Below are 8,967 nucleotides of genomic sequence, written 5' to 3'. Positions count from 1 at the left end.
TCAACCCCCTAACCGTCATCCTCAACTCGATTGAGGATCCATAAACCTCGGGGCTATGCAGCACTACACAGTTACGTCAGACGTCTGACGCCCGACGCAAAAGGCATTCACTGGCGCTCGCATTGATCCCCAATCAGAGTCGGGGATGACGTGGTATGGTGCCATCATCCTCTGCGCGTCTTGCCACGGTCATGTCCGATACCCCAGCCGTCTTCCTCAATGTGATTGAGGATGCAGTCATCTCGGAATTCGTGCCGCGCCGAACTGGCTAGCACGTACTTCAGACGTCTGACGTCCGACGTCCGACGTTAAACACATTCGCTTACGCTCAAATGGATCCCCGATCGAGGTCGGGGATGACGTAGTACAGAGCGTCAGGGATGAAGGAGTGTTAAATTGCCCGGGATGACGCAGGAAATAACAAAACGGTGACCCGCAGCGTGGCAACGGCTACGCCGCGGCCGCAACATCACATCATGTCGCGCTCAACATCTCTTAAGCGACTCGAGTAGTATCGGCAGTTCTTCCGAATCCAATCTTCTTTGCTGCGACGGGCTTTTTTCATCGCCGCGCCGCTTGCGTAGCCTTTTAATTTTTTACCGTCGCCGAGGGCTTGCTCTAGACGCACAGCTTCAACTTTTCGGGCGCGACAAGCTTCCCAGCCTGCGGCGTGGACTGCGGGGAAAATACAGAAACAAAATAAGAACACAGCTAGACGAAATTTCATTGTGACCTCCTTATCAGTTTTGAAATTAGCCTCTTAACCATAAATCACTCGACGGCATCATGTAAAATCCTCGACGCAAATTCCTGCCTCTTCGAGTTACTTGCCTGTCTTCTCACCCCCTCGAATGGCATAATAGACCGCTATCACCACGCTAAACGGAATTATCATTACATGAGCAGAATCGACCTGCCCCAGTATTTAGCCGACGCCACCGTCGCACCCGAACTGCAATCCATTATTCTCGGCCTTGCCAATGTGAGTGCGGATATCAGCAAAGCGCTGGCCAAAGGCGCGCTTGCCGGCATTCTCGGTGCAGCTGGCGCCGAGAACGTGCAGGGCGAAGATCAAAAGAAGTTAGATGTTATTGCTAACGATATGATCAAAGAGGCCCTTGCCGCCTTGCCGGCGGTACGCGGTTTAGCCTCTGAGGAAGAAACCGACGTAGTACCCTGCCACACTAGCGGTAGCTACTTAGTCACTTTCGATCCTTTAGACGGCTCGTCGAATATCGACATCAACAGCATGGTGGGTACGATCTTTTCAGTCCTACCCCACACTGGCGAGGCAGTCGTAACTGAGCAGGACTTTCTGCAACCAGGGCGTCATCAAAGAGCGGCGGGCTACGTGCTGTATGGTCCATCGGTGATGCTGGTGCTGAGCACCGGGAACGGCGTGGTGATGTTTACCTTAGATCAAGATACCGGCAACTACCTGCTCACCGAAGCGGACGTGACGATTCCCGCCGACGCCAAAGAATTCTCAATCAATATGTCGAATCAGCGCCACTGGGTTGCCCCGATGCAAAGCTACATTGCCGATCTGATTGCCGGTAAAGATGGCCCCCGCGGCAAAGACTTCAATATGCGCTGGGTGGCGGCCATGGTGGCTGATGTTCACCGCATTCTGTGTCGCGGCGGTTTATTCACCTACCCTTGGGACAGCCGCAAGCCCGACCAAGCTGGCAAGCTGCGCCTAATGTACGAAGCCAACCCGATGGGCTTTTTAGTAGAGCAGGCAGGCGGCGAAGTATGGACACCCGAAGGTAAAATTTTAGATATTCAGCCTGAGCATATTCACCAACGCGTTCCTGTTATTTTGGGTGCCGCCAACGAAGTCGCGCTTTGCGTTGACTATCATCAGCGCTGAACTCCCTCGGCGCCCACACCGGACTATTCGGCAATGCTTAGTTATCGCCACGGCTTTCACGCCGGCAATCACGCCGACGTGTTAAAGCATGTGGTCGAGGTACTTATCCTCGACTACCTGATGCAAAAAACCACTGCGCTTTCTTATATCGACACCCACGCTGGCGCCGGCTTTTATCACTTCGCCAGCGCCTTCAGCGCGCAAAATCGCGAATTTGAAACCGGCATCGCGAAACTGCGAAACGCGAGTGAACTTCCCGCGCCATTAAAACGGTATCTAGAGGTCATCGACCAATGCTGTGCCAATGAAGCTGCGGGTTATCCCGGCTCACCAGCCATTGCATTAGCGATATTGCGCGAACGAGACAAGGCGCATTTATTTGAGCTACATCCCAACGACCACCAGAACTTGAGCAAGCGCTTTAAGCAGCACGCCCAAATTAACGAAGCAGATGGCTTCGCGGGTTTAAAAGCATTGCTGCCACCACCGAGCAAGCGCGCTCTGGTATTAATCGACCCGCCCTACGAAGATAAAAACGACTACCGCAATGTCATCTCAGCGTTAAAAGACAGCCAACGACGCTTTCCCAATGGGATTTATGCGCTGTGGTACCCACTCATTCCGCGAGATGAGTCCAAAGATTTAGGTCGTCGCCTAAAAGCCCTATCACCAAATAACTTTTTACACGCCCAACTTTGTGTTCAAGCAGAACAAGGCACTCACGGCATGTATGGCAGCGCGATGTTTGTCATCAACCCGCCGTGGCAGCTAAACACCCAACTGCAAGAAGTCATGCCGGTATTACAAAGCCTGCTGGCTGACGGGGAACATAAGCCCTTTCTGCTTGACGCGGTAATTGCGTAAATTAGGTTTTGCGGAATATTAAAAAATTAGTGATTAAGCGCGCTGAGGTATTGGTCAGAAGTCTGGCGTCAGACGTCGGACGTGAAAGTCAAAAGTATTCGCTGGCGCTCATTTGGATCCCCGATCGGGGTCGGGGATGACGTAGTGCGGAGGACCGGGGATGACGGTATAAGGCGAAGTCATTCTCAAGGCCTTCAACCGTCATCCTCAACTCCCCAGCCGTCATCCTCAACTCGATTGAGGATCCATAGACCTCAGACTCAGACCACCTCCGTGTCGCTTAAATGCATAGACTATTCATCTTAGTTACGGCGGAAGTCTGGTGTCGGACGTGAAAATCAAAAGCATTCGCTATCGCTCATCTGGATCCCCGATCGGGGTCGGGGATGACGTAGTGCGGAGGGTCGGGGATGACGAGATAAGGCGAAGTCATTCTCAAGGCCTTCAATGGCGGCGATATGCACACCCACTTAACATCCTCAACGCCCCAACCGTCATCCTCAACTCGATTGAGGATCCATAGACCTCAGACTCCGAGAAACGCATTGCGTCTTAAAAACATAGGGAATTCGATTTAGTTACCAAGAGGGCCTAGTGCCGGACGCCGGGAGTAAAACCCGAGAGCAATATCTCGGACTTTTAGTTGTTCCAACCAGCTTAATTCCAAAACAATTTATGTATACCCACCATGACACAAGATTTGAGGTCGAGCATCATGGCAGGGAACAGCGTAAATACTGTACTTATACGACTTCGTTGGCAATAAATTCCATGGTTTCTATGGAGGTATCAAAATGATCTCTGTGGCCAATCATCAGGGTCGTCACGCCTGACTTTTTCCAGTCCTGCAGCCGTTCACGAATACGCTCTTTAGGCCCAAGCAAAGATATTTCGTCAACTAAGGCATCGGGGACGGCTTTGATCGCTTCGTCATGCTTCCCTTCGTACCACAAGTCCTGAACCTTCTCGGCCTCATCACCAAAACCCATTCTGCCCATTAGGTTTTTATGGAAGTTATCGTGGCGAGCACCCATGCCGCCGAGGTAAAGGGCCATCGTCATCTTGCCGGGGTAGAGTGCCTCTTCGAGATTGTCGTTAACGATGCAATTTACCATCGCATTGATTTCAAAATCGTCAGACTTATTCGCGAGGCTTTCGTCGAATATATTCAGGCGATATGGCGATACAAAAATTGGCATCCAGCCGTCAAACTTCTCCGCGGCAAGCGCAATATTTTTTGGGCCTTCAGCGCCTAAAAACACCGGTATTTTTTTGCGAAGAGGGTGGGTAATGCTTTTGAGAGGCTTGCCTAAACCGAGGTTATTAGGTCCCTGATACGGTAAATTATATTGGCTACCATGAAACTCAACCGGCGCTTCCCGAGACACGGCCTGCTGGAAAATATCCAACCACTCGCGGGTGCGCTCAAGCGGGCGTTTAAACTGCTGGCCGTACCAACCTTCCACCACCTGTGGGCCGGAAACACCTACACCCAAACACAGCCTGCCGTTTGATAAGTGATCCAGGGTCATCGCCGTCATCGCCGCACATACCGGCGTTCGGGCTGACAATTGCATAACGCCTGTACACAAGCGAATTTTACTTGTGGTGGCCGCAATAGCTGCCAGCGGCGTGAAACAGTCGGAGCCGTAGGCTTCTGCCGTAAACACCGAATCGAAACCCATGTTCTCGGCGGCCTGCGCCAATTCGAGGAAACGATCCGTAGGATGCTTTTGCCAATAACCGAGATGTAAGCCGAGTTTCATACCAAATCCTCTTTATTATTCCGATGACGCTCTAAAGATTATACGGCGCGAAGAAGCACCAGCCGATGACATCTCCGCTCAAATACCCTTATCGCAGGGTGACGAAAAAGATCATTGCTTTGGGGATGTCCGGGGTCTGATGTCGGGCGCATGAGGTAAAACCGGAAGCAATCGCCTTAATGTAGACGGATGTCCGAAGCCGGAAGTAAAACCCAAAGGCATTCGCTATCGCTCATCTGGATCCCCGATCGGGGTCGGGGATGACGTAGTTTTTAAGGGTCGGGATGACGTGGTTTTTAAATATCCCGGAAGACATAGTGCAGTGGTGTCACCCAAAACGCATTACCGCCGTGATCCTCAATGCACCGCCGCCGTCATCCTCAACTCCCCAGCCGTCATCGTCCAACTTCCCCAGCCGTCATCCTCAACTCGATTGAGGATCCATATACCTCGGAATTTGCACGCACTACCGGCGCTTTAAGAACTAAAGAACGCCGCTTTATTTCCGCCGGATATCGGGAATCAAAATGCATTAGCCTTAATATTAGACCGATGTCTGGTGTCAGAAGCCAGAAGCAAAACCCAAAAGCATTCGCTGGCGCTTGTATCCCCGGTCAGGGTTCGAGATGACCGAGTGTGGGGGGCGGGATGAAAGGGCCATGCCAAACCGTCGGAACGTCACCCCCGACCGGAGCCGGGGGTCACATAGCGACCGCTTCAGGCAAGGCGCTTCACAACGATTGGCAAATCATCGAGAGGCTTAGGAAGCGGTACGGTCTGCATTTTGCCGCTGAAATTATCAGCCATACGGAATTCGTATTGACGCAAGAACTGATGCATAAAGTTCTTAACCTGCATAAGCGCAAAGTGCATTCCAATGCACTTATGCGCACCGCCACCAAAACCGACAAAGCTAAAGGTGTGGCGTTTGTGCTCATTGCGCGGCTCTAACCAGCGATCAATATCGAATTTTTCTGGCTCATCCCAGTACTCCGCCATACGGTGGGTGTGCTGCGGTGCCATAAACAGAATGGTGTTTGGTGGAAGTGTATAACCACCCAACTCGCACTCGTTGATAGTCCGGCGCTGCATCATCATAACCGAGGGATGTAGACGCAACGCTTCCTTCACCGCCACTTCCATCAACGGCATTTTCTCAAGATCTTCGTAATCTAAAAACGGTTTATCGATAGACATTGCTTCGTCGCGCAAGCGCTGTTGTAGCTCTTGGTTTTGACCCAAGTGATAAAGCATGTGAGTCAGTGCACTTGTGGTCGTGTCATGGGCTGCAAACAGCAAGAAGCCCATGTGCGCGATAATATCGTCGTCAGAAAAATACTCGTCGTCTTCGGTTTTTTCACGGCAAAAATAACTGAAGGTATCTGTGCCATCGCCAGCGCGGCGATCTGCAATCAAGCTACCAAAAAACTGGTGTAAATAGCGCTCGCCAATTTTACCTTTGCGGTATTTAGTGCCAGGAAGCTCTTTAGTGATGATGCCCATCAAGCCATTGGCAATATCCAAAAATGCTTTATTTAACTTGGCTGCCCGCTCGTCACTCTCTTCCAGACCAACAAAAATCTTCGCGGCGACATCCAATAAAATTTGTTTAATAGCAGGGAAAAATAATAAATTGCCCTGCTCGCCCCAGTCAGAAATACCTTCCGCAATCATCGGCCCCATTGTGCCAATGTAGCCTTTCATCGCATCGTTCTTAAATGCAGACTGCATCATACGACGCTGGAATTTATGCTCTTCGTGATCTCGCAGTAACAAGGCGCCCTTATAAAAACGCCCTAGCGATCCCATATAACCCATCTCAGCAGAGAAGTTTTTATCTTTATCCAGATAAACTTCTTTGTAGAGGTCTGGGCCAATCAATAAGGCACCGCGGAAACCCGCTAAACCAAAGCGGCTAACATTGCCGAATTTTTTATACTGATTGTCGATGGTGCCGTAAAGGTCATTCACCAACTGGAACGTCTGGCCAATAATTGGCAGACCAAATGAGCCCGGAATATGATCAAGGTTTTCATTGTTCTTGGCGGATTTGTAATCTGGATTTGCTGCCGTGGTCATAATCGGCCCTCCGTAGGGTTCGATGAAATTCATTATTTGGAACAATCATAGGCTCGGGCAACATACATATCAAGCGTCCGATATGAAATATTGGTCATCTTCGGTATATTATTGGCCTATGACAACGAAGCACTGCGCCACACCACCGATAATAAGGTACGAAAATTGAGGAAAGTAGACCACGACAACCGTCGCGAAGAAGTAGCTTGCGCCGCCGCCAGCCTGATAGCAAACAAGGGTTTGGAAGCGCTCACTACCCGCGCACTGGCCAAGGAGCTTGGCTGTTCTATTGGCGTTTTGTCACATTACTTCAGCAGCAAGGAAGAAATCGTCATCGCCGCATTCCGCTGGGCTGATCAGCGCATCGACCTGCGCATGCAAGAAGCGATCGCCGACGAAAGCCCCAGTATCGAGTCTTTCTACCCCGTAATTAAGGCCGGCTTACCGCTAGATGCGGAATCAGACCTTGAATGGCGCGTCCGTCTCAACCTCCACACCTTTGCACTGACCCACGACGCCAGCTTGCAAGCAGAGCGAGAAAAGAATAGCCAATTCAGAGACATAATGGCGACTATGATCAGCGACATGCAAAACAAAGGTCATGTCACTACAGCGATAAGCGCCAAAGAAATCACCAGCATCGCCTTCGACCTCGTTAACGGCATGGCCAAAAACCTGCTCATGTGCCCCTTCAATGAGCGCGAAGAAAAAGCCGAATACCTATTTCAGCTGCTAGAACTGCTAAAGCCGAAGGCGAGCTAGAAAGGAAGAAGTCGGAAGTCGGAAGTCGGAAGTCGGAAGTCGGAAGTCGGAAGTCGAGAATTATAAGGTAGATTTGCAGAATTGAAAGGCATTCGCTCACGCTCATCTGGATCCCCGATCGCGGTCGGGGATGACGAGATAAAGTGCGGTCATCCTCTACTCACCCAACCGTCATCCTCAACTCGATTGAGGATCCATAAACCTCGGACTCTGAGCACCACCATACGTCGCTGAAACCAAAGGCATTCGCTCTCGCTCAACTGGATCCCAGATCGGGGTCGGGTATGACGTGGTCTTGAAGGCTCTGGTATGGCGGAGTTTGGAGGGTCGGGGATGACAATAGCTGAGATTGGGTTAGCTACGAAGTGTGCGGAATTTAGGGTCGCCCTGACTAAGCTCAACTCACTGTGATTTTTAGGATGGCAAAAAAGAGGCTTCAAATACCCGACTAACACCGAGCATCAATATTATCTGAATGATTCATCTAATAAAAAACGCCCGCTCAACACGGGCGTCTGCACAATCAAAGCAATTAACGAGACTTGGCGATCACTTCGTTGGCATACCACGACATCATGCCGACCTTTTCTTCCACAGTTTTATCATCCGCTTCTGATGCGTATACATCGCGAAAAGCAACTAACACTTCGTCGATTCCGATATCTTCAAGGCGCTTTATGCCATCCGCAGAGTAGGCTTCTGCCGTCATCGCATGGAATTCAAAAGGCAGGTGGTCACGACCGAATTCTTTGCGGAATTCATTAATTTTATCGACCATACCTTTGATGGAATCCAGCTCGCCACCAGCGGCGATCCAACCGTCACCCAAACGGGCCGCACGGCGCAATGCTGGCACAGAATGTCCGCCAACCAAAATGGGCGGTCTTACGCTCGGCACGGGGCAAATTTTAATCTCGGGCATATCGAACATTTCGCCCTTATAGCCAAAGTACTCCCCTGACATAAGGCCGTTAATGATTTCGATCATTTCGTCCATACGCTTGCCGCGCTTTTCCCAGGCGACATTCGTCACTTCAAAATCTTCTGACCAGGGGCTGATTCCCACACCGTAACCAAAGCGATTTCCGGTAAGAATGGCGAGGCTAGACAATGTCTTAGCAATTAAAGCTGGCTCGTGAACGGCAAGCTTGTGCACCGATGTGGTAAAACGAACTTTACTGGTCAATGCCGCCAAATGAGCCGTTAGCAAAAAGGGCTCGATAAACGGAACACCATCCAAAAATTCGCGGCTGCCATCACTGTTGTAGGGGTATTTAGAACTCCCCTCTTTGGGATAACAAATGCTGTCTGGCATCGTAATGGTATCGAAGCCCAACTTCTCTGCCTCTAGCGTCAAAGGCAGATACTGCTCCGCGGGGCACATACTGTGGTGATAAGCGAATTTCATTGCTACGTCCTTTCCCGTCGTTATTGTCTTGGCGTTTGCTCAAGGATACGTGCGCAAACGTGGATCGGTTGACAATAATACAAAGTAAAATCCGCCGCCTCATCCGAATGGCGCAGCAGGTTTAAAAAATTAGACCGTATTAGGGAAAACAAGGTGGGGGCGGAAGTCGGAAGTCGGAAGTCGGAAGTCGGAAGTCGGAAGTCGGAAGTCGGAAG

Annotated in this window: 7 protein-coding genes; 3 read left to right on the top strand and 4 right to left on the bottom strand. The window is 50.7% G+C overall.

The window, feature by feature from the left end; translation table 11 throughout:
- Positions 1-469 precede the first annotated feature (469 nt).
- Positions 470-727, bottom strand: a complete 258-nt coding sequence (locus AAC007_RS17290; protein ID WP_339678488.1) for a hypothetical protein — start codon at positions 725-727, stop codon at positions 470-472.
- A gap of 171 nt (positions 728-898) precedes the next feature.
- Between AAC007_RS17290 and AAC007_RS17285 the strand changes: the two genes are divergently transcribed.
- A complete protein-coding gene (locus tag AAC007_RS17285; protein WP_339678485.1) occupies positions 899-1,873 on the top strand; it encodes a class 1 fructose-bisphosphatase in 975 nt (324 codons plus the stop codon).
- A 33-nt stretch (positions 1,874-1,906) separates the two neighbouring features.
- Complete coding sequence (gene rlmJ, locus AAC007_RS17280; RefSeq protein WP_339678482.1) at positions 1,907-2,737, top strand: 23S rRNA (adenine(2030)-N(6))-methyltransferase RlmJ; 831 nt, start codon at positions 1,907-1,909, stop codon at positions 2,735-2,737.
- A 743-nt stretch (positions 2,738-3,480) separates the two neighbouring features.
- On the opposite strand, the gene AAC007_RS17275 is transcribed toward rlmJ, so the two are convergent.
- Together AAC007_RS17275 and AAC007_RS17270 are read right to left on the bottom strand one after the other, a co-directional pair.
- Positions 3,481-4,503 carry an LLM class F420-dependent oxidoreductase gene (locus AAC007_RS17275; RefSeq protein WP_219043021.1) on the bottom strand — a complete coding sequence of 341 codons (1,023 nt, stop codon included), beginning with the start codon at positions 4,501-4,503 and terminating at the stop codon, positions 3,481-3,483.
- Positions 4,504-5,220: 717 nt separating this feature from the next.
- Positions 5,221-6,582, bottom strand: a complete 1,362-nt coding sequence (locus tag AAC007_RS17270) for a cytochrome P450 (RefSeq protein ID WP_296434983.1) — start codon at positions 6,580-6,582, stop codon at positions 5,221-5,223.
- A 111-nt stretch (positions 6,583-6,693) separates the two neighbouring features.
- On the opposite strand from AAC007_RS17270, the gene AAC007_RS17265 reads away from it, so the two are divergent.
- Positions 6,694-7,344 (top strand): TetR/AcrR family transcriptional regulator, encoded by a 651-nt coding sequence (locus AAC007_RS17265; protein ID WP_295874665.1) that lies wholly within the window; start codon positions 6,694-6,696, stop codon positions 7,342-7,344.
- A gap of 532 nt (positions 7,345-7,876) precedes the next feature.
- Here the strand turns inward: AAC007_RS17265 and AAC007_RS17260 are convergent.
- Entirely contained in the window at positions 7,877-8,752 is an 876-nt protein-coding gene (locus AAC007_RS17260; RefSeq protein WP_219043024.1) for an LLM class flavin-dependent oxidoreductase, read from the bottom strand.
- Positions 8,753-8,967 lie beyond the last annotated feature (215 nt).

Source organism: uncultured Zhongshania sp. (assembly GCF_963975605.1).
Taxonomy (GTDB): Bacteria; Pseudomonadota; Gammaproteobacteria; order Pseudomonadales; family Spongiibacteraceae; genus Spongiibacter; species Spongiibacter aquimaris.
Note: the sequence above shows the minus strand (reverse complement) of the source record. Positions and strands in the feature narration are given on the sequence as shown.